The following is a 17,796-nucleotide window of genomic DNA, read 5'->3' as shown; positions in this document are numbered from 1 at the left end:
ATTACAACCCCTTCGTTTTCAGCAAGGCATCGAGACGCGGATAGACGCGCCGCGCGTTGCCTTCGTAGATCTTGTAGCGCTGCTCCGGGTTCATATCCGCGGCTTCAACGTAGCGCTTCGTGTCATCGAAATAGTGGCCGGTTTCCGGATCGATGCCGCGCACCGCGCCGATCATCTCGCTCGCGAACAGGATGTTGTCCACCGGAATCACGCGCGTGAGCAGATCGATACCCGGCTGATGATAGACGCAGGTGTCGAAAAACACGTTGTTCAGCAGATGGTCCTTCAGCAACGGCTTCTTCATTTCCTGCGCGAGGCCGCGGAAACGACCCCAGTGATACGGCACCGCGCCGCCGCCGTGCGGAATCACGAACCGCAGCGTCGGGAAATCACGGAACAGGTCCGAGGTCAGGCATTGCATGAACGCGGTGGTATCCGCATTCAGGTAGTGCGAACCGGTGGTGTGGAAGCACGCATTGCAGCTCGTGCTCACGTGAATCATCGCGGGAATGTCGTACTCGACCATCTTCTCGTAGATCGGGTACCACGAGCGGTCCGACAGCGGCGAGCTGGTCCAGTGGCCGCCCGACGGATCGGGATTCAGGTTGATCGCGACATTGCCGTACTGCTCGACGCATTTGACGAGTTCAGGAATACAGGTGGCCGGATCGACACCCGGACTTTGCGGCAGCATCGCGGCCGGCACGAAGTTCGCGGGAAACAGCTGGCTCACGCGATAGCACAGTTCATTGCAGATCGCGGTCCACGTGCTGGAGACTTCGAAGTCACCGATGTGATGCGCCATGAAGCTCGCACGCGGACTGAAGATCGTCAGATCGAGGCCGCGTTCGCGCATCAGTTTCAACTGGTTGTTTTCGATCGACTCGCGCAGCTCGTCGTCGCTGATCTGCAATTCCGACACCGCCGGCATCTCGGACGGACTCTTGATGCCTGCGATCTGGCGGTTACGCCACGCCTCCAACGCTTTGGGCGCGGTGGTGTAGTGGCCGTGAATGTCGATGATCACCGTGATTCCTCAGTAGATGAATTTAACCAGCGACGCGCGCGAACCGCACGCGCGCCACGTACCTGCGTGCGTCAATGCGCGGTATTCGGCTGCGCCGCCGTACCGGTGCCGCCCGCGCGCTGGCTCACCAGGATGGCGATCGCGGCGAGCGTAGCGGGGATCGCAAGCATGGCGAGGATCGCGCCGAACTGCCAGCCGAAGCCGAGCAGCGCGCCGCCGATCGCCGAGCCGAAGATGCTGCCGAAGCGGCCCATGCCGAGCATCCAGCTCATACCGGTCGCACGCGCAACGGTCGGGTAGCGGCCGGGCGCAAATGCGTTCAGACCGGTTTGCGCGCCGCTCATGCAGAAGCCAGCGGCAAACACCAGCAATGCGAGCGACGACGACATCGCGCCGATATGGCCGAGCCCGAGCACGCACACTGCCCCGCCGATATACGCGGCGCTGATGACCGGCGCCGGACGCGCCTTGTCCATGACCCAGCCGACCAGCACCGCGCCGATCGTGCCGCCGATCTGGAACATCGCCGTGATGTTGGCCGCGGTGGTGACCGACAGACCCGCATCCTTCATCAGCGTCGGCAGCCAGCCGGTCAGCAGATAGATCACGAGCAGGCCCATGAAATACGTGACCCACAGCGCGATCGTCATCGAGCCATAGCCTTGCGAGAACAGCACGCCGATCGGCTTGCGCGTCGGCAGCGGCGGTTCGTTCGACACGAACACTTCATTGCCGGCGAAACGCACGCCGCACATCCGGCCGAGCACCTTGCCGATACGCTGCGCAGGCGCGCCGCGCACCGCGAGGAGACGGGCCGACTCAGGCAGCAGCCAGATCTGGATCGGAATCAGCACGAGCGGCAGCGCGCCGCCGAAAATCAGCACCGAGCGCCAGCCGTGAACCGGAATCAGCCAGCCGGCCGCGAAGCCGATCAATGCCGAGCCGAGATTGAAGCCCGTGAACATCACGGTGATCAGCAGCGCGCGCTTGCGTTGCGGTGCGTACTCGGACAGCAGCGTCGTCGAGTTCGGCATCGCCGCGCCGAGGCCGACACCGCTCAACAGACGCAGCGCCGCCATCGAAAACGGCGATTGCGTGAACGCAGTTGCGATCGTAAACACGCCGAACAGAAACACCGACGTAATCAGCACCCACTTGCGGCCGATGCGGTCCGATGCCGGACCCGCGAACAATGCGCCAATCACGAGACCGATCGGCGCCGCGCTCATCACGAGTCCGAATTCGGGACGCGAAATACCCCAATCATGAATGATGGACGGTGCGACGAAACCCATGATCGCGACGTCCATGCCATCGGCGGTCACGATCAGAAAACACAGCACTACCAGCAGCCACTGGTAGGGCGAGATTGGCCGTTCATCGATGAACTTCTTGATATCAATTCTGTTACCGCTGGTAGTACTCATCAAAACTCTCCTGTCTCCTTCAATGGCGTCATCGCGCGCTGGACGCGGGTTGCTTCGCAAAGGCGTCGTTACCATCGTGGCGATGCGGCCCCTACACGCCCTACTCAAACAACTGGCGTGACGGTACGTTTCGTCCTTCGCGGGCCAAAGCGCGGGTTAACCATATGGTCGAAGCGAGTATCCGCATTTTCAGCGTTCCGCATAGCATCGTTGAAGTCTGTCCGATTTGCGCAAAGCGGCGCCGGACAGGCGTTCGACCTAGGGCCACCGCCCTTCGAAGGGGCCTTGCCGAACGCCAGTTGGCACACCAACTGATAAACAAAACAGATGACGCGGGAACGAACTCGCATAGAACCGCAGCGCGACGCCCCGCTTTTGCGATCGACGTGAATGCGCCGCGCCGGCAGCGGATTTGCCCCACGAAAAAAGGGCTCAAAAGAAAAAGAGGATGACCGTGCCACGGCCATGCAGCTTCGGAATGAGCCGGCCTCGCGGACCGGCTCGTACTCAGTTAGCGCTGCGCGAGACCCGGTTCAGGGCGCCGCGACACCGCGCGTCGCCGGCGTATCAGGCGTGGCGTAGAAGCTCGAACCCGCCCACGTACGCGAGGCTGCCGTGTAGAGCGGTGCGCCTTGCGTGTAGTTCGCGCCGTCGTGCCAGTCGCCCGAACCGGTGCACTTCGCGACCGCCGGGTACGGATAGACCGGACGCGAGGCCGTTACGTTGTTCGACGAATCGGTCCGATACGTCATCACCGAAGTCGGCACCTTGGATTCTTCGACCCAGTTGGTGATCTTCGACACGACTTCGCTTTGCATGACGAAATATAAAAAGGAGATCAAATCAATGAAGAAGATGCAGATCGCGCTCGCCATTCTCACGGGTGCACAACTCGGCGAATGGCGGCTCGGTCTATGAAGCCTCGGTCGGCGTGCAGTACCGGTTCACACCGGCACTCGCCACCGGCGCGTCGTATATGTACATGAAGGGCAATTCGGTCGTCGACAACAATCACGCGCACCAGGTCGCGGCGATTGTCGACTACTCGCTGTCGAAGCGCACGAGCGTCTACGTGATGGGCCTGTATCAGCGCGCAAGCTCGGTCGGCTTCGCGCAGATCAACGGCATGAACAGCGCGGACGGCACATCGAGCGGCCAGACCCAGGCTATCGCACGAGTCGGCTTGCATACGCACTTCTGATACCGGGAAACGGTCGACGAGTTGGAGACGATCGCACGCACGTTCGATACGCCGCTGCTCGTGAACATCGTCGAAGGCGGGCGCACGCCGCAACTGACGCCGGCTGAATTGCGGGAGCTCGGTTTTTCGATTGCGATTTATCCGGCATCGGGCTTTCTGGCGGTCGCGAAAGCGCTGCAGGATGTCTACGGCCAGATCAAGGCGCAGCGCGGCACCAGGCACGTGGAAAACACCATGTACCCATTCTCCGAAATGTGCAAGTTGATGGGCTTCCCAGCGGTATGCCAGTTCGACCGTGAGCACGCCGAATGACGACGGGCTGACAAAATATTACGTTTTTTGCCGTGCTAGACGCGTAGCATATCGGGGGCATGTCCCGCGAGCGCCCCCACTCGCATTCGTCATTCAACCGCGGAGATTTCGGAAATGAGTATTTTTGGTGACATCGTGCACAAGCTGTTCGGCAAAGCGAAGCCGGACCAACCTCCCCCCGCGACGGAAGCCACCCCCGACCCGGCCGCCGCGCAAGCCGCGACGCCCAACGCGCCCGCCGCACCCGCACCGCTGACCGACGTCGACGTGGCCGCCGTGATGGATCAACTCGTCAGCGAAAGCGGACAGACGTTGAACTGGCGTACGTCGATTGTCGACACGATGAAGGCGCTCGGCGTCGACAGCAGTCTCGAACACCGCAAGCAGCTTGCGCAGGAATTGAAGTACAGCGGGGATATGAACGACTCAGCGAGCATGAACATCTGGCTGCACAAGCAGGTGATGCAGGCGCTCGCTGCAAACGGCGGCAAGCTGCCGCCCGATCTGGCAAGCTAAGCACGACAAAGCAGGCGTCTCGCAGAAAGCGAAGCGCAGCGCAGTGGAAGTCCCGCAGTAAAAATCAATCGCTCAAACGAAGTTGCCCGGTCGGATCACTGAACCGGGCAACTCGAAACTTCACGGCGCGGCAATCAATGCTCGCGCAATCGGCTGGCAAAAAACGCGCATTGCACGCGCCCTGGACAGCACGATTGCCGTCAGCCCACGTATTCAAACGCGGCTGACCGAACAGATTGCGATGGAATATACGCGGCTATTGCGCCGCGGTGAGCTTGAGTCCCGGCCGCAGTGGCTGGGGGGGCTCCAGAGGAGCCTTGCGTTCGTCCGATACCTGTTCGATTCCCTTTCTCGTAACTTCTTCGAGGAAGGTCAGGCGAGCCCGATAGTAATCGGCACGCAGCTGTGCGTCGAGCACAAGCTGTTCGGCCTGAAACAGTTCCATGCGCAAGTTGTTCAGCGCACGTTCGGCCTGTTTCTCGGGAGTAGGAGCATGTTGTGAAGCCCAGTTAGCAAGCCACCTTATCATGGTGAATCCCTCCTTGAGTTCAATGCTCTGCTGCGACAAAGGCTATCAAATAATGGACGCGGCGTGTGTTAAATCGTTACAGGCGTTGCAAGCTTCACTACTGATACCACAACCCGCGCGACAAGAAAAAAGCCCGCACAGCAAAGGCGGGCAATCCCACTCTCTTTGAAAGCGTGTCACGAGGATGACACGCCACAAGTTTAACCGTCGTGCAACCCGCACCTACGTGTGCTGGCGATCAGTTCCGCACGAATATATCGATCGCCATTGAATCTATTGAAGCGCCGCCACGTTTTTCGCAATGGCCCGCGCAAACTGCGCGATTTGCCGGCCCTGCTCGATCAGATCCATCGCGAGCCGGAATGTGACGACGTCCGTCTTGTCGGCCAACTGAAGCTTCGCGAGCACGACCTGACGCGCGGTCGCGGCGAGTTTCTCGATGCCGGGTTTCGCGTCGATGACCTTCGCGACTTCCTCCGGATCGGGCGCCTCGATCGTGCGGATCGCCTGCTCGAGATTGCGGATCACCGCCTCGGAAAACTGCGTGGTCGCCGCATCGCGCAGGCGCAACAGGTCGATCTGCTGCGTCATTCGCTGCTGCGCGACGCTGAGCAGCGTCGTGCCGACAATGCCGCTGATGCTTTCGAGGTGGCTCGTGACCTGCGTATAGCCGACCATCTGCTGACCTTCCTCCTCCGAGTGCTCCCCCTTCGACAGGCGGCCGATATATTGAAGAATCTCGAAGGAAAGCCGGTCGCTTTCCTTGTCCTTATCGAGCATCTGATTGATCTCTTCCATCGTGCCCGTCGACACCATCTGGGAGCCGCGTTGCACGACTTCGAGCACCTGCATGCCGAGCCGGGTCAGCTCGATGCGCACGCGCTGCAATCCAAGCGCCGGCACCGTCAACACCGACTCGTCGAGATACTGCGGATCGCCCGCGGGTTTGGCGGGCTTCGCGCGCTGCGGCACGACCAGTTGCGCGAACCGCGCGATGGGACCGGTAAACCAGATCAGCAGCAGCGTATTTGCGACGCTGAACAAAGTATGCACATTGGCTACCTGGCGCGGCGCCTCGGCCGCGAGGCGCTCGAGGCCCTGCAGGTCCGGATGCGACGGCGATATCCAGCGCACGAATTCCGCCATCTGAGGAATCAGGAAGAGCGCGATCACGACGCCGAGCACATTGAACACCAGATGCACGACGCCGACTTGCACCGCCTCCGGCGGCTTGCCGATCGAAGCGAGCAAGGCCGTGCCGCAGGTGCCGACATTCGCGCCGAGAATCAGCGTGATGGCGGCTTCGAGCGGCATCAGGCCCTGCCCGCTCAGCGCAATCACGACCGCGAGCGTCGCCGCCGAGCTTTGCACGATCGCCGTAAAGACCGCCCCCACGATGACGCCGACGAGCGGATTGCGCATATCCTGCATCGCGTCGATGAACGGCTGGTACGTGCGCAACGGATGCGTGGATTCGCCCATCAGCTGGATGCCCATGAACAGCAGGCCTAGCCCCATCACGACGCGGCCAATCTGCCGCAGCAGTTCGCGCGGGGCAAACGCGTGCAGCACGAAGCCGATCGAGAGCATGTAGGGCGTCAGACGCGAAACGTCGAAGGCGATGATCTGCGCGGTGATGGTCGAGCCGATGTTCGCGCCCATGATCATCGGCACCGACTGGGCAAGTGTCATCAGCCCGGCGGACACGAAGCCGACCATCAGCACCGTCGTGATGGTCGACGAGTTCAGCAGCGCGGTCACGATGGCACCCGCCAACACGCCGCGAAACCGGTTCGCGGTCAGCACGCCGATCAACGACTGCAACTTCGATCCCGCGATCGCCTTAAGCCCGCCCGTCAAGAACTCCAGCCCGAGAAGAAACAGCGCGAGGCCGCCGATCAACAGCCCGAAGATCCCAAGGATGTTCAACTTGTCGGGATCGATGTCAGCAAGATAATCAGTCATCCTGATGTGCCTCTGATGATCACACGAATAGATGCGGGAGCAAGGGACGGCTTCGCTCCCCGGGATCGACGACCGTGCCGGCGGTCTGCCGCGCTGTTTCCGGGGCAGCTACTTAAGGCTAACGCTAAGGGTATGAGGAAGACGGCGCGCAGGCAAGGACAGGAAAGCGGCCGGCGGCATCGGGACCGCGGAGTTCGCAGAGCATTCAACCGTCAATCAAGATAATTAATTGCCTCGTCAAACAACGATTCCGGCATCCAATTGGCAGTTAACCCGTAGGTGAAAATGCCCATCGTCCCGGCCGTTTGCCGCTGCCAATAATAGGTCCATCCTCCAATCAAACTTGCTCAACTCACCCCTAACAAGAAGGAGGACTTATGGCAAATCGTGTTGCATACGTAACCGGCGGCATGGGTGGTATCGGAACCGCCATCTGCCAGCGCTTGCACAAAGAGAACTACACCGTCATTGCGGGCTGCGGACCGAACTCGACGCGCAAAGCCCGATGGCTGGAAGATCAGAAGGCGCTCGGCTTTAACTTCATCGCCTCGGAAGGCAACGTCGCGGATTGGGAGTCCACCGCGAAAGCGTTCGAGAAGGTCAGGACGGAAGTGGGCGAAGTCGACGTGCTCGTCAACAACGCGGGCATCACGCGCGACGGCATGTTCCGCAAGATGACCTACGAAGACTGGCAAGCGGTGATCGACACCAATCTCACGAGTCTGTTCAACGTGACCAAACAGGTCATCGAGAGCATGGTCGGCCGGGGCTTTGGACGCATCATCAACATCTCGTCGGTCAACGGCCAGAAAGGCCAATTCGGGCAGACCAACTACTCCACCGCCAAGGCCGGCATTCACGGCTTCACGATGGCGCTCGCGCAGGAAGTGGCCACCAAGAACGTGACGGTCAACACCGTGTCGCCCGGCTATATCGGCACCGACATGGTCAAGGCCATCCGTCCGGAGGTGCTGGAAAAAATCGTCGCGACGATTCCGGTACGGCGTCTCGGTACGCCGGAAGAGATTGCGTCGATCGTCGCGTGGATCGCATCGGATGAAGCGGGCTTTGCGACCGGAGCGGATTTCTCGCTGAACGGCGGTCTGCATATGGGCTAACGGGAACGGCGCCGCGTGTGATGCGGCGCAGCCGTGTTCCGTTATCGACGTTGTCAGGTTCCGTGATGGTTTAGCGGCCCGGCGCAAGCCGGCCGCCTCAGTGAGCATATGACCAGAAAAGCGAGCCCTACTCGCGCCGCACCCGCGAAGTCGCCGCGCACCCGCCCGAAGGCGATGCTGCGCCCGATCGTGCCTGCCAAAGCAGGCGAAATCTCGCTCGACTATCACATGACGCTCGAAGCATTACGCAGCGGCGTCGCCAATCAATATCACGTCGGCAGCATGGCGCAGGCCATTTACATGGCAATGCTGCTGAATCAGCGCGGCTATGGTTCGGCCGTGCCCGAGCTGTTTCGCGACGCGGAGGGCGTGATTCTGCGCTGCCGCCAGGCGGGACTCGAAACCGGCATCTGCGTGGTCGATCACGACGCCTACGCGCTGCTCGGTCAGGTCCTCACGCTCTTCGATCAGCAACTCGCGATGACGCCAGTGGGAGAGTTGATCGCGGTCAACGCGAAGCTGAAGACCCTGTTCAGCGCCGCCAATGGCCACGGTGACGTCGACAGCGAGAACACCGCATAACGACGCGTATTGGCATTTACTTGTGCAATGCGCCGCGCACATCAGATACATCGTTTCGCGTGACTGGTCCGGCCGCATTTCCCCATGTGGTTCGAACAAAGGTGAGCACACGGGCCATTTCCGTGTCCGTGAGCTTGCCGGCGAAAGACGGCATCTTGTGCGGCTCCGGTCCCGACTCGGTATGCGGACCGCTGCCGCCCTCGACCAGCAACCGCACCAGTGACGCGCTCGATGCCGACAGCACCGCGGGGTTGCCCGCGAGGCGCGGGTATTTATGCGGCACCCCGGCCCCGTCCATCTGATGACAGCGCGCGCAATACGACGCATAGATGCCCGCGCCGGGTCTTTCCACATCGCCGGTTTTCAGCGCCTGCACGGTTTGCTGCGCAGCGCTGGAGCGTGCGTTGAAATTGCCGCTCGGCGCGTGCGACGGCAGGCTCTTCAGATACGCGGCGATCGCCGCGAGGTCGTCGTCGTTCAGGTACTGCGTGCTGTCTTCGACGACCTGCACCATGCTGCCGAACGTGATGAGTCCGCCGCCGTGACCGTGTCGCAGGAAGTCGACGATGTCGGCCGCGGAACTTCGGCCGAGCCCCGAGCCTGGGTCGGCGCTCAGGTTCGGCGCAAACCAGTGGTCGTTGGTGCCACCCGTCAGATAGGCCGATGCAGACTCGTCATAGCCGCGCTCTTCGTAGGCGGGTCCGCGCGGCGTGTGGCAGGCGCCGCAATGGCCAAGCGATTGCACCAGATACGCACCGCGATTCCACTGCGCGTCATGTTTCGCATCGGCCTTGAACTGGCCTTTCGGTGCGAACACCCAGTCCCAGAACATCAACACCCAGCGCTGATTGAATGGAAACGGCAAGCGCGTTTGCGGTGCCGGCACCGCGACCGGTTGCACGCCGTGCATGAAGTAGGCGTAGAGCGCGTGCATGTCGTCGTCGGTGATCTTCGCGAACGACGGGTACGGCATCGCCGGATAGAGCCGCTTGCCCCCGGGCGCGAGACCCTCGCGCAACGCGCGCGCGAAGTCGTCATAGCTATAACGGCCGATGCCGTATTGCGGGTCCGGCGTGATGTTCGACGTATAGATCGTGCCGAACGGCGATCCCATGCCGAGCCCGCCGGCAAACGGCGGCGTAGCTTCAGGCGCCGCGCCCGGATGCGGGACGCGCGGCGCGGCGGTGTGGCAACCGGCGCAATCGGCGGCTTTGGCGAGATATGCGCCGCGGGCGATCTGCGCGGCGTCGTTGGCGGTGCTGGCGGCGTTTGCCGTCGCGTCGGCCGCGCTGGCGGCGTGTGCCGCCGCTGCTATCGTCAGCGCGCATGCGGCCACGATGCCGTATCTGACCGTGTCGAGAACGTCGCGCTTCATCACCACCACCTGCACGGCGACACGATCGCGACCGCGACATCCGTCGCGATCAATGCGAACAGAAATAGCATGCTGGTCATCACCGCGACGTGCGTCAGAAACCAGTCGAGTTCGGCGCGCGTGCGACGCTCGCCGTTCAGCCCACCGAGTTTCAGCGGCGCGACGCGGCGCAGATTGCGCCATGCGACCCACGTGCCGAACGCGCCCGTGACCAGACACACCGTGCCGAGCGCGACGATCGCCGGACGCATCCACGACACGAGCGGCGCGCCGAGCGGATGGTCGTGCGGATAGCAGGCCTGCGCGGCGAGCGTTTCCGCGAGCATCATCTGCAACAGCCACGCGAACGGTGCCGCGAGCAGACCGATCAGCACGTACCGCATCGAGATGTGCGAGTCTCGGGGCACCGTCGTCATGACCACTCCCGGAACAGATACGGCGTCAGATACAGCGTGCTGAAAATGAACAGCCACACGACATCGACGAAGTGCCAATACAGCCCGCCGATCGACAGCGCCGCGCAGCGCTTGTCGTCGAAATAGCCGAGCGCGGTCCAGATCGCCAGCAAGGTCAGCACGACGACGCCGACCAGCACGTGCGCCATGTGAAAGCCGGTAATCGTGAAGTACAGCGAGCCATACTGATGCGAGGTCAGGCCATAAGGGTGGTTGTGCCATTCGCGCAACTGAATGCCCATGAAAATGCAGCCCAGCACGATGCCCACCGCCATCGACGCGACACCCAGCCGCAACCGCCGCCGGCGCACGCAGCGCTCGCAGAACCAGACGAACACGCTGCTCGACAGCAGAATGACCGTATTCGCGCCGCCGAGCCCGAGCTCCGGCAAGCCCTCGGGCGGCCAATGCTGCTGGCTCTGCGACGCCAGATACAGATACGAAAAGATCAGATAACCGAACAGCGCACCTTCGGTGGCGATCAGCGTGAAGCAGCCCCACCAGCCGCTCGATCGCTCGCCCGCGCTGCCAACCGGCAATGCTCGCGCGGTCTGGTCCGGTTCGCTCGATGCGCGATTGAAATTCAGTGCATCGCTCATGTCAGCCTCCCGCGTCCTCGACCGCGACCGGCTCGCGCTGGAGCAGCGCTCGCTCGGGCCACAGCCACGTGATGATCGACACCGCGCAACCGGCCAGCATCGCGCCCACGAAAACCCACGCGGTCAACGCGAGCCCCGCGAACAGTAGCGCGGCGAAGACCGCGAGCCAGAACGGCGCGTATGAATCTTCGGGCATCTTCAGGATCACGTCGGGACTCGCCTCCAGTGCGGTCGTGCCCAACGCTTCGCGACCTTGCGCGAGCAGATAGCCTTCGTCGAGTTGCGAGCGCGCTTGAACCCCCTCCCCCGGCTCTTCGACGCGTCCTTCCCACAATGGATGCCGGCTCGCGAGCGTCGGCACCACCGCGAAGTTGTACGGCGGCGGCGGCGAGCTGACCGACCATTCGAGCGTCGGCGCATCCCACGGATTGTTGCCGGCGAGCTTGCCGCGCTTCAGGCTCACCGCGATATCGATCAGAAACAGCAGCACGCCGGCCGCAAACAGGAACGAACCGAGCGACGTGACGAGGTTCACCGTATTCCAGCCCATGTCGGCGGGATACGTGTACATGCGGCGCGGCATGCCGAGCAGTCCCGCGATATGCATCGGAAAGAACGCGACGTTGAAGCCGATGAACAGCACCCAGAACGCGAGCTTGCCGAGACGCTCGTTCGTCATCCTGCCGGTGAACTTCGGAAACCAGAAGTAGATGCCGCCGATCACCGGAAACACGTTGATGCCGAGCAGCACGTAGTGCAGATGCGCGACGACGAAGTAGGTGTCGGTGAGTTGCCAGTCGAACGGCACCGCCGCCGTCATCACGCCGGAGACGCCGCCGATCACGAACAGCAGCACGAAGCCCGCGAAAAACAGGAACGGCACCCGATACACGGGGCGGCCGGTCCAGATCGTCGCGACCCACGCGAACGTCGCGACCGCGCTCGGCACCGCGATGACCATGCTGGCCGAGCCGAAGAACGACAGCGCGAGCGCGGGGATGCCGGTCGCGAACATATGGTGGATCCACACGGCAAAGCCGAGCACCATCGTCGCGACCGTCGCCAACGCGACCGGCCCATAGCCGACCAGCGGCCGGCGGCAAAAGACCGGCAGCGCATCCGACACGATGCCCATCGCCGGCAATACGACCACGTAGACCCACGGGTGCGCGAAGATCCAGAACAGGTGCTGCCATAGCAACGGACGCCCGCCATTGAGCACGTCGAAGAAATGCGTGCCGATGCGGCGGTCCATCCACAGCATCAGAAACGCGAGGCTCACCGAAGGCACCGCCAACAGATTGCCGCCCGACGCGGTCAGCGTGCCCCACACGAGCACCGGCACGCGATCGAGCGACATGCCCGGCGCGCGCATCCTCAGCAGCGTGACGACGAAGTTCATCGAGCCGACCGTCGTCGAGATGCCGAGCAGCACCATGCCGAGCGCATACACGTCGATGTTCGGGCCGTTGCTGTATTCGAGCCCGGACAGCGGCACGTAGTTGAACCAGCCTGCGTCGGGGGCCTGGCCGGTCGGAAAACTCGCATACAGGAAAATGCCGGCGAACAGGAACACCCAATACGACAGCGCGTTCAGGCGCGGAAAGGCCATGTCGCGCGCGCCGAGCACGAGCGGCCAGATATAGTTCGAAAAGCCGGACAGAACGGGCAGCGCGTACAGAAAGATCATCGTCAGTCCGTGCATCGTGAACAGCTGGTTGTACTGTTCGGGCGTGAGCACCGTTGCGTTGGGACGCGCCAGTTGAACGCGCATGATCAGCGCTTCGACGCCGCCCATCAGCAGGAAGACGAATGCGGTCACCAGGTAGCGCAGGCCGATGGTCTTGTGATCGACCGTCGAGAACCAGCCACGCCAGCCGGGCCGCGACTCCCAGATTTCGCGCAGCCGCTTTTCCTGTTCGCTGCCGGGCTCGACGCGGCCGCGCCGCGGCGTGCGGGTCAGTGCGGGCAGCGAAGCGGAAGCGGGATGATCGGACATTGAACGGGCTCCTCGAGTGCGATGCGCTTCAATGCAGCGTCGCCAGATACGCCGACATCGCGGCGGCCTCGCTGGTGGTCAGCGCGATACTGGGCATCAATCCGTCGGGTTTGATTCGCTGCGCGTGCTCGATCCAGTCGAGCAGATGGTCGGGCGTGTTGCTGAGCGCGCCTGCCGCGATCATCCGGCGCGAGCCGAGATGCGTCAGATCGGGGGCCTGCGCGCCGGTGGCCTTGGTGCCGCGAATCGTGTGGCAGCCCGCGCAGCGCTCTTCGAACAGATGCTGGCCGGCCGCGACCGCCGCATCGCCGGTGGGCACGCTGGCCGCGCGTCCCTGCGCGTCGCGCCACGCGTTGAAGGCGGCAGCGTCCTGCGCGATCACCTCGAACGCCATATGCGCGTGCTGCGCGCCGCAGAACTGCGAGCACTGCCCACGATAAATGCCGGGCCGGTCGGCCTGAATCCACTGCTCGTTGGTTTGCCCCGGAATCGTCTGCGTCTTGCCCGCGAGTTGCGGTACCCAGAACGCGTGCACGACGTCCGCGCTTTTGAGCTGGATCTTCACGGGTTCACCGACCGGGATGTGAATCTCGTTCGCGGTACTGAAGTTGCGGGCCGGGTTCGGATCGTCGCTGTAATCGGCCTTCCACCACCAGTCGTAAGCGGTCACGGTGATCGTCAATTGCGAATACGACGCGGGCGACGCCACCGATTCGAGCGTGATAAGTGCGTAAACCAACATCGCCAGCAGCACGGCCGACGACACCGCGGTACCGATGAACACCCAGCGGATGCCGCCGGGCTCGGCGCTCAGCGCATCCGGTTGCGTCGCGGGACGCTTGCGGACCATCGCGCCGATCAACAGACCGGCGACGATCAGCGTGACCAGCGTCACGATCGCGGTGAAAACCCAGCCGAGGTAAAGCGTCGGACGGGCCGCCGGGCCCGCCGCGTGCAGGAAGTAGTTCAGCGGTGCCACCGGGTTGGCGTGCGCGGAGTTTGCGGACGCGCTAGCCAGCGCCGCTAACGACGTGACGCTGCCCCGCCTGATGCGCCGTCCTGACGTTCCGGATGCTTGCGCTGCTGCCACTGGGGACCCCGCTGGTGAATGAGCTTTCAACACGCGTCGTCCCCTGCGAACGAGACGACGCCCAAGCAGGTCAGCAAAAATCAGGCCGCGTGTGCCGAGCTTTTACCGTGAATAATTTAGTTTAATAGTTTCCTTCTCAAAAAAAATCGCCTTTAGAATGCCGCTCTGCATAACTTAATTATTTACGAGTTCACTGTTATCGGACAATCTGGAGGACAGGTGTTTCAATGCACGTTCGAATTGAATGGTAAGCCAATGAGCGAATTTAGGATTGGCGCTCTATCGTTTCCTGCATACTCCGGGCAGGGGAGTTATATCAATAAGGCGGCTGGAATGTGCACGCCGAGGATCGGCGCCATTCCCGTCGGCAGGTACTATATTTTGACCGTAGATCCGGCGGCATTCTGGGACCGTGGAAAGATCGGCTTAACCTGAATGGCAATAACAAGAGCGAATGGTTCGCGCTCTACGCTATCGACGCTAATATCGACGACGATAAAGTCTTATGCGACGGCATTATTCGTGGCCAGTTCCGATTGCATCCGAAGGGCCGATTGGGGAGGAGCGAGGGCTGCATAACTATCGACCGACTCGCAGACTGGCATCATATTCGTTCGATATTTACCAACACGCCAAAAGTATCAGTGCCTGGATCGGAACTTAAAGCGTACGGTGAGGTGATTGTGAGATGAAAAAAGTCCTAATTTGTCTCGCGGTCGGTTTCGCCTTACTGCTCGCAATCTTTGCCAATGCGCTGTGGTGGATGATGAATCCAGAAGCGCCCTTGAACTTTTCGAATCCGATATGGAAATTGGCGGTTCGTATGTACGGGGTCAAGACGGCATATCAGGAATCCGACCTCGCCTTCCTCATGTCGTCGGCCGCTATCGTGCTAGGTTTCGCCGCAGCAGTTCTGCTTGTGTGGCGAAGCAAGAAGCGTGGTCAGCGAAAGCTTGACAACTAGCCATCTCACGGTGGAAATAATCGCTGCCTCCGCATTAAGCGTTGCGCCCGAAGCCCGCCGACCAGCGGGCTTTGTCGTTTTTGGGCTTCACCACGGTGACCCGCCTTCAACTACCCGCTAAGCTCGCGAGATCGCCACGCGCATCACCACTCAACGTCCGCCCGGCCGAAAAAGCCATGCGTTCGAACGTCTCGCGGCTCCGCCGCCTCGCCGGCCTGCTGGTCGCTCTGCCCCTCGCCGCCGCTTTGCAAGGCTGCGCGAGTCAGGACACCGACAACGTCGCGCGTACCGGCCCCTATCGCGCCGATATCCGCCGCACCGCGCTCGGCATTCCGCACATCAAAGCCGACGACTGGGGCAGCCTCGGCTACGGGTACGGCTACGCGCAGGCCCAGGACAATCTGTGCACGATGACCGAAAGCTTCGTCACCTATCGCGGCGAACGCTCGCGCTTCTTCGGCGCCGACGCGCGCCCCGCGTTAGGCGCGACGTTCGGCCAGCCCGACAACCTCGACTCGGATTTCTTCTTCCGTTTCATCGTCGACGATGCGACCGTCGCGCGCTACCGCAAAAGCCAGACCGACGACATGCGTGCGCTGATCGACGGCTTCGTCGCCGGCTATAACCGCTACGTCGTCGATCTCGCGCATGGCGATTTTCCGGGCGCGCATGCGGCCTGCCGCGCGGCGCCGTGGCTCGGCAAGATCAGCAACGCGGACGTCTACCGGCGTCAGATCGCGGCGAATCTGGCCGGTGGCGAGGCCCGCTTCATCAATGCGATCGCGACCGCGCAACCGCCACAGGCGATGGCGAACCCGCCGCAAAGCGGGTTGCAGGGTGACGCCGCCGTCGCTGCACCGCTCGCCGACTTCGGCGGCCTAGCTGGCATCGGCAGCAACGCCCTCGCGTTCGGCGCGGACGCGACGCACACCGGCAGCGCGCTGCTGCTCGGCAATCCGCACTGGTTCTGGACCGGCCCCGATCGCTTCTACCAGGCTCAACTCACTATTCCCGGTAAGCTGAACGTCAGCGGCGTGTCGTTTGCAGGCGTGCCGCTGATCGTGATCGGCTTCAACGACAACGTCGCGTGGACGCATACCGTGTCCACCGCGAAGCGCTTCGGCCTGTTCAGGCTGACGCTCGAACCTGGCGCGCCGACCCGGTACCAGGTCGACGGCAACAGCGAAGCAATGACGCCGACGCGCGTGAACGTCGAAGTGCGCGCCGCCGACGGTTCGCTGCATACCGTGTCGCGCACGCTGTATCGCTCCCGCTTCGGACCGCTCGTCAAACTCGGCGCGATGTCGCCCGCGCTAGCGTGGAATGCGCAGCAGGCCTTCGCGCTGCGCGATATCAATACCGACAATTTCCGCACGTTCGAAAACTTCCTCGAATGGAACCAGGCGGCCTCGCTCGACGATTTCATCCGCATCCAGAAGAAGAACGCGGCGGTGCCGTGGGTCAACACGCTCGCGATCGGCCGCGACGATCCGCGCGTGTGGTACGCGGACATCGGCGCGATCCCGGACGTGCCCGACGAGTTGGCGCAACGTTGCACGCCGCCGGTCAGCCGGGCAGTGGCGCAGATCATGCCCGGCGTGCCGGTCCTCGACGGTTCGCGCAGCGACTGCGACTGGCGCAACGAGCCTGGCGCGGTACAGCACCGTGCGTTGCCGGTCGCGCGGATGCCGTCGCTGCTTCGGCGCGACTATGTCGGCAACTTCAACGACAGTTACTGGCTCACCAACCCGGCCGCACCGATGACGGGCTACGCGAAGATCATCGGCGCGACCGATACGCCGCAGACGCTGCGCACACGGCTCGGCCATACGATCGCCGCGCAATTGCAGAACGACCCGCATGGCGTTTCCGCCGATGCACTCGGCCGCGCGGCGCTCGACAGTCGCTCGATGTCGGCGTTGCTGTTCAAGCAGCCGGTGCTCGACCGTCTGTGCAACAACAGCGCGCTCGCGGCCCTGCCGGCCGACCCCAACCCGGAGCAACAGCACGCGGCGTGCAAAGTACTGGCCGCATGGGACGATACGGCCGCGGCGGGCGCAGTGGGTGCAACCTTGTGGGACGAACTGTGGCGACGTCTGCTGACGTTTCCGCCCGCGCAGCTATACGCGGTGCCGTTCGATCCCGCGAAGCCGTTGACCACGCCCGCGGGCATCGCCGCCGAACCGGCGAAGCTCGCCGCCGCGCTGCATGACGCGCTCGCGGCACTGCAACGCGCTGGCATCGCGATCGATGCGCCGCGTAGCGCCGCCCTCTACGTGCAACGCAGCGACGAGCGCATTCCGCTATTCGGCGGTTGCGACGCCGGTGGCTATTTCACCTCCGCGTGTGCCGCGCATCCATTCGACGCGAGCGGCTATTCGATGAACGTCAAGCCGATGGGCGACACGTATCTGCAGATCGTGTGGTTCTCGGGCGATCAGGTGACCGCCCGCACGCTGCTCGCGCCGTCTGAATCCGACGATCCGGCGTCGCCGCACTATGCCGACGGCACGCGCGATTACGCGGCCCAGCGCTGGACGATTTTTCCGTTCTCCGAAGAAGCGATTGCGCGCGATCCGGCGTTGAATGTGCGCACGGTTAGTTCGTCGGACTCCGAGGGGAAAGGGCAATAAGCGG

Annotated in this window: 17 protein-coding genes and 1 pseudogene; 9 read left to right on the top strand and 9 right to left on the bottom strand. The window is 62.7% G+C overall.

Annotation, left to right across the window (positions count from 1 at the left end; translation table 11 throughout):
• Position 1: 1 nt before the first annotated feature.
• From AB3X95_RS16835 to AB3X95_RS16825, 3 genes are all read right to left on the bottom strand, one after another.
• Positions 2 to 1,027, bottom strand: coding sequence for an amidohydrolase family protein (locus AB3X95_RS16835; RefSeq protein WP_368621956.1), 1,026 nt, complete (start codon positions 1,025 to 1,027; stop codon positions 2 to 4).
• A gap of 71 nt (positions 1,028 to 1,098) precedes the next feature.
• Positions 1,099 to 2,454 carry an MFS transporter gene (locus AB3X95_RS16830; RefSeq protein ID WP_368621955.1) on the bottom strand — a complete coding sequence of 452 codons (1,356 nt, stop codon included), beginning with the start codon at positions 2,452 to 2,454 and terminating at the stop codon, positions 1,099 to 1,101.
• 533 nt (positions 2,455 to 2,987) lie between these two features.
• Positions 2,988 to 3,257, bottom strand: coding sequence for a hypothetical protein (locus AB3X95_RS16825; protein ID WP_368621954.1), 270 nt, complete (start codon positions 3,255 to 3,257; stop codon positions 2,988 to 2,990).
• An 80-nt stretch (positions 3,258 to 3,337) separates the two neighbouring features.
• Between AB3X95_RS16825 and AB3X95_RS16820 the strand changes: the two genes are divergently transcribed.
• The 4 genes from AB3X95_RS16820 (at position 3,338) to AB3X95_RS16805 (ending at position 4,985) form a co-directional block, all read left to right on the top strand.
• The gene (locus AB3X95_RS16820) at positions 3,338 to 3,655 is read left to right on the top strand and encodes a porin (RefSeq protein WP_368621953.1); all 318 of its coding nucleotides are present in this window, start codon (positions 3,338 to 3,340) and stop codon (positions 3,653 to 3,655) included.
• Positions 3,656 to 3,676: 21 nt separating this feature from the next.
• A complete protein-coding gene (locus AB3X95_RS16815; protein ID WP_368621952.1) occupies positions 3,677 to 3,967 on the top strand; it encodes a hypothetical protein in 291 nt (96 codons plus the stop codon).
• 114 nt (positions 3,968 to 4,081) lie between these two features.
• On the top strand, positions 4,082 to 4,483 hold the full coding sequence (locus tag AB3X95_RS16810; RefSeq protein ID WP_176379642.1) for a DUF3597 domain-containing protein: 402 nt from the start codon (positions 4,082 to 4,084) through the stop codon (positions 4,481 to 4,483).
• Positions 4,484 to 4,565: 82 nt separating this feature from the next.
• Positions 4,566 to 4,985 (top strand): hypothetical protein, encoded by a 420-nt coding sequence (locus AB3X95_RS16805; RefSeq protein ID WP_184226894.1) that lies wholly within the window; start codon positions 4,566 to 4,568, stop codon positions 4,983 to 4,985.
• 300 nt (positions 4,986 to 5,285) lie between these two features.
• Here AB3X95_RS16805 and AB3X95_RS16800 read toward each other — a convergent pair whose 3' ends face one another.
• Positions 5,286 to 6,977: a Na/Pi cotransporter family protein gene (locus AB3X95_RS16800; RefSeq protein WP_176120635.1), complete on the bottom strand. Its 1,692-nt coding sequence runs from the start codon at positions 6,975 to 6,977 to the stop codon at positions 5,286 to 5,288.
• A 377-nt stretch (positions 6,978 to 7,354) separates the two neighbouring features.
• Here AB3X95_RS16800 and AB3X95_RS16795 point away from each other — a divergent pair, with 377 nt between their 5' ends.
• Both AB3X95_RS16795 and AB3X95_RS16790 read left to right on the top strand, forming a co-directional pair.
• Complete coding sequence (locus tag AB3X95_RS16795; protein ID WP_176107575.1) at positions 7,355 to 8,095, top strand: 3-ketoacyl-ACP reductase; 741 nt, start codon at positions 7,355 to 7,357, stop codon at positions 8,093 to 8,095.
• A gap of 108 nt (positions 8,096 to 8,203) precedes the next feature.
• Positions 8,204 to 8,677: a Fis family transcriptional regulator gene (locus AB3X95_RS16790; RefSeq protein ID WP_368621951.1), complete on the top strand. Its 474-nt coding sequence runs from the start codon at positions 8,204 to 8,206 to the stop codon at positions 8,675 to 8,677.
• Positions 8,678 to 8,693: 16 nt separating this feature from the next.
• Here AB3X95_RS16790 and AB3X95_RS16785 read toward each other — a convergent pair whose 3' ends face one another.
• Genes AB3X95_RS16785 through coxB form a run of 5 tightly spaced genes read right to left on the bottom strand, consistent with a single transcriptional unit; the run spans position 8,694 to position 14,123 of the window.
• On the bottom strand, positions 8,694 to 10,052 hold the full coding sequence (locus AB3X95_RS16785; RefSeq protein WP_368621950.1) for a cytochrome c: 1,359 nt from the start codon (positions 10,050 to 10,052) through the stop codon (positions 8,694 to 8,696).
• Entirely contained in the window at positions 10,052 to 10,468 is a 417-nt protein-coding gene (locus AB3X95_RS16780; RefSeq protein WP_368621949.1) for a hypothetical protein, read from the bottom strand. Before AB3X95_RS16780 ends, AB3X95_RS16785 begins: the two co-directional genes overlap by 1 nt.
• A complete protein-coding gene (locus tag AB3X95_RS16775; protein WP_368621948.1) occupies positions 10,465 to 11,106 on the bottom strand; it encodes a heme-copper oxidase subunit III in 642 nt (213 codons plus the stop codon). The genes AB3X95_RS16780 and AB3X95_RS16775 overlap by 4 nt, the downstream gene beginning before the upstream one ends.
• A gap of 1 nt (position 11,107) precedes the next feature.
• A complete protein-coding gene (gene ctaD, locus AB3X95_RS16770; RefSeq protein ID WP_368621947.1) occupies positions 11,108 to 13,105 on the bottom strand; it encodes a cytochrome c oxidase subunit I in 1,998 nt (665 codons plus the stop codon).
• Positions 13,106 to 13,133: 28 nt separating this feature from the next.
• Entirely contained in the window at positions 13,134 to 14,123 is a 990-nt protein-coding gene (coxB, locus tag AB3X95_RS16765) for a cytochrome c oxidase subunit II (RefSeq protein WP_368622110.1), read from the bottom strand.
• Between the two features lie 291 nt (positions 14,124 to 14,414).
• On the opposite strand from coxB, the pseudogene AB3X95_RS16760 reads away from it, so the two are divergent.
• From AB3X95_RS16760 to AB3X95_RS16750, 3 genes and pseudogenes are all read left to right on the top strand, one after another.
• Positions 14,415 to 14,887, top strand: a pseudogene (locus AB3X95_RS16760) (DUF2778 domain-containing protein).
• Positions 14,884 to 15,159 carry a hypothetical protein gene (locus AB3X95_RS16755; RefSeq protein WP_176120629.1) on the top strand — a complete coding sequence of 92 codons (276 nt, stop codon included), beginning with the start codon at positions 14,884 to 14,886 and terminating at the stop codon, positions 15,157 to 15,159. Before AB3X95_RS16760 ends, AB3X95_RS16755 begins: the two are co-directional and overlap by 4 nt.
• Positions 15,160 to 15,335: 176 nt before the next feature.
• Positions 15,336 to 17,792, top strand: a complete 2,457-nt coding sequence (locus AB3X95_RS16750; protein WP_368621946.1) for a penicillin acylase family protein — start codon at positions 15,336 to 15,338, stop codon at positions 17,790 to 17,792.
• The last annotated feature ends 4 nt before the right edge of the window (positions 17,793 to 17,796 follow it).

The organism is Paraburkholderia sp. BR13444, from assembly GCF_040948755.1.
GTDB lineage: Bacteria > Pseudomonadota > Gammaproteobacteria > Burkholderiales > Burkholderiaceae > Paraburkholderia > Paraburkholderia youngii.
Note: the sequence above shows the minus strand (reverse complement) of the source record. Positions and strands in the feature narration are given on the sequence as shown.

Bases quoted from the DNA above. Each gene is read 5' to 3' on its own strand.
- AB3X95_RS16755 (WP_176120629.1), top strand. From the start codon at position 14,884: ATGAAAAAAGTCCTAATTTGTCTCGCGGTCGGTTTCGCCTTACTGCTC.
- AB3X95_RS16830 (WP_368621955.1), bottom strand. From the start codon at position 2,454: ATGAGTACTACCAGCGGTAACAGAATTGATATCAAGAAGTTCATCGAT.
- AB3X95_RS16785 (WP_368621950.1), bottom strand. From the start codon at position 10,052: ATGAAGCGCGACGTTCTCGACACGGTCAGATACGGCATCGTGGCCGCA.
- ctaD (WP_368621947.1), bottom strand. From the start codon at position 13,105: ATGTCCGATCATCCCGCTTCCGCTTCGCTGCCCGCACTGACCCGCACG.
- AB3X95_RS16810 (WP_176379642.1), top strand. From the start codon at position 4,082: ATGAGTATTTTTGGTGACATCGTGCACAAGCTGTTCGGCAAAGCGAAG.
- AB3X95_RS16775 (WP_368621948.1), bottom strand. From the start codon at position 11,106: ATGAGCGATGCACTGAATTTCAATCGCGCATCGAGCGAACCGGACCAG.
- AB3X95_RS16750 (WP_368621946.1), top strand. From the start codon at position 15,336: ATGCGTTCGAACGTCTCGCGGCTCCGCCGCCTCGCCGGCCTGCTGGTC.
- AB3X95_RS16800 (WP_176120635.1), bottom strand. From the start codon at position 6,977: ATGACTGATTATCTTGCTGACATCGATCCCGACAAGTTGAACATCCTT.
- AB3X95_RS16795 (WP_176107575.1), top strand. From the start codon at position 7,355: ATGGCAAATCGTGTTGCATACGTAACCGGCGGCATGGGTGGTATCGGA.
- AB3X95_RS16790 (WP_368621951.1), top strand. From the start codon at position 8,204: ATGACCAGAAAAGCGAGCCCTACTCGCGCCGCACCCGCGAAGTCGCCG.
- AB3X95_RS16780 (WP_368621949.1), bottom strand. From the start codon at position 10,468: ATGACGACGGTGCCCCGAGACTCGCACATCTCGATGCGGTACGTGCTG.